Below are 2,699 nucleotides of genomic sequence, written 5' to 3'. Positions count from 1 at the left end.
ATGAGGCATGTTCCGCGTCCTTGCAATACTGTGTTTACATACAGTCTATCGCTTAGCGGAAAGTTCTTTTACCCTCAGCCGAAATGCCTGCCGTTGCTAGACATTGCCAGCCAGTGCCCGTCACTCCGCGGTCTTCACTGCGTGATCGAGTTGATCGACACCCGCCGTGACACGCTCCATGAAGTGCCTGCCTGCGTCTGTTAGCCGAACGCCCCGCGCATGGCGCTCAAATAGCAGGACACCAAGGTTATCCTCCAGCGCTTTCACACGCGCGCTGACGCTCGACTGGCTGATACCAAGTGCCTTGGCCGCATGCCGAAAATTCAGATGCTCGGCGACGGCGATGAACTGAACAAGGGAAATGAGCGGTATCCTGCCAGACAGGATACCGACATTCACGAGGTTTCGATGGTTAGTGCGCCGCATCGGAGCGGGCCTGCTACCAGTCGTCGGTTAGACGACTGGCGACTTCTCGGTGGCAGCCCCACGGAGCCGAAGGAGCACCAGCCCCAACGAAACCAGTACCGCCATCGCCGTGGCGTAACAGATCACGGGCCACGCTGTGTCACCGTTTAAAAGTGCCACCGCCAATGTCCCGACAATGCTGACTATCAGGCTTTGAACGCAGAAGTAGAACGCGACCGCTGATCCCGCGATGTCGTCGAACTCTGCCAAAGCGCCGTTCGCGGTAACGGACACCGTGAAGACAATACCGACCGCGACAACCCACATCGGTAGGATGAAGGTGAGGAATGACGGCGAGCCGTAAAGTTCGCCGATCCCCAACAGGACCGCTCCGCAAACAAGCAACGCCATCCCACGCGCCACGCATCCTGCGATGCCCCATCTGGCGACAAAGGACTTCGCGAAACGGGTTGTCACGATCATTACAAGCGCGACAGTGGCGAAGGCAAAGCTGAATCCGATCTCGGAATATTCCGCTTGGCCTATGAGCACACGGGGAGCCGTCGAGAAGAAGACGAAGTAGGTGCCCATACCGGCGCTAAAGCCGACAGTGTAAACCCAAAAAGCCGGACTCGCGAAGATCGGCAAGACAGATCGGCGCGTCTTGACTTGATCCAGAGGGCGGGTTTCGTGCCACCTGAAACCCGCATTTAGGAGTGCGAGCATCGCCAGTATAGCCAAAGTAATGAATATCGCCTGCCATCCCAAGAACTCGCCGATCAATACTCCGGCGATAGGGCCGAGCGCAGGCACGAACGCCAGCATCGAACTGAAAAGGCCGTAGATGACGACACCCTCAGGACGGTTGGCATAAACGTCGCGAACCGTCGCGAACGTCGCCACCAGCATGGCCGACGCGCCCACTGCTTGAAGTAGACGGAAAGCGACAAAGGCCGGTGCAGTTGAAGACCAAGCTGCTCCCAGAGACGCAATGACGAAAGCCGTTGCGCCCGCAAGTAGAATTGGCCGTCGCCCGATTCTGTCTGAGAGCGGACCAAAAATCACCTGGCCCACGCCGAGCATCACCATATAGAGGCTCAACGTGAGTTGGATCATAGCGGGCGTCGTGTTCAGGATGCCGGGCATCGCTGGAACGACAGGGAGATAAATATCCATCGCCAGTGAAGCGAGGATGTCGAAAGGAGCCATCAGCAGCAGTGCTGCCGGCAGCGTATAGGCCCACGCGGGGCGTGTGGTGGTCATGACGAATCAACCCTCGATTAAGGAATAAAGGAATACCGGGCGACGTCTGCTCGTCAGCAATCAGATGAGACTAGCCTTACAGAGCGCCGCAACAACAATACTGGTTGTTGCGGCTTACTTGTCTGCTGACTTGGAATTTCCCATCTGATTACTCCACGCTTACGAATATGAATTGCTACATTTTATCCGATTATCTTTTGCTTCGCAATGCGGCATGGGCGCACTCAGCGTTCCAGCCCCCTCTGCCGCCCTAACTGCCACGACACCGACCCGCCCTGCACGATGCCCATAACCTCGCGGCCGAGTTGGCGGTCGATGATCGGCCGCCACGGGACAAGGGTGAACTCATGGGATTTCTCGACCACGGCGAACTTGCCGCTCGATAGATGCACGGTTCCGGTAAACTTGCCGCTGACGCTCTCGCCGTCCGTGGCGGCGCGGAACGGCAGGCCCTTACTCAAAGCCATATCCGATCCGACGCCGGCTACCTCGCGCTCCCGCAGGATGGCGAGAAGGTTGCGCCGGTAGAAGACGCGGCTGTCCCGGCTGCGGGTGGCGTCGCCCTGTTCGATATGGTGCTCGCGGCGCTGGTCCATGGCTTCGCGGACTTGTTGCCCGAAGCCGGTTGGCGCAAGGTCGGCCGTCTCGCCGTGGATCAGCCGCCGGTCCAGCCAGGTCGCGCCGTCCGATCCGATCTGTTTGTTCAGATCGACCGGGGAAAGGACGCGAACGCTGGCCTGACTGTCTCGGCCGGCGTCATGGGCGGCGGCACGGCTGACCAGATCATCGGGGATGCGCCATTGGTCGGCGTCGATCCGCTCGACGATACCGGCCCGGCGTAGCGCCTCCAGCCGGCGCACATGGGCATCGACATAGCCCTCATAGTCGCCGCCTGGAACGCGGCACGTATAGGAAGAATAAACGCCCTTTTCACCCAAGTCCAACAGCTTTGGACCGCAGTTGACTCTTTCGACACCCCTGCGATGCAACCCAATCCGGCTGACGGGGAGCCAGCAACGCTGAAAATTTAC

General features: G+C 59.1%; 3 protein-coding genes. All 3 read right to left on the bottom strand.

The features are described from left to right. Positions 1–120 precede the first annotated feature (120 nt). Positions 121–426: a LysR family transcriptional regulator gene (locus FTV41_RS14205; RefSeq protein WP_001255015.1), complete on the bottom strand. Its 306-nt coding sequence runs from the start codon at positions 424–426 to the stop codon at positions 121–123. Between the two features lie 27 nt (positions 427–453). Beyond that, positions 454–1,668, bottom strand: a complete 1,215-nt coding sequence (floR, locus tag FTV41_RS14200) for a chloramphenicol/florfenicol efflux MFS transporter FloR (RefSeq protein WP_000214122.1) — start codon at positions 1,666–1,668, stop codon at positions 454–456. 224 nt (positions 1,669–1,892) lie between these two features. After that, on the bottom strand, positions 1,893–2,699 hold an 807-nt coding region (locus FTV41_RS15305; RefSeq protein ID WP_223364268.1), incomplete at its 5' end, for a DUF3363 domain-containing protein.

Source organism: Acinetobacter sp. YH16051 (assembly GCF_013417135.1).
Classification (GTDB): Bacteria; Pseudomonadota; Gammaproteobacteria; order Pseudomonadales; family Moraxellaceae; genus Acinetobacter; species Acinetobacter towneri.
This window is presented reverse-complemented; position numbering and strand designations above follow the sequence as displayed.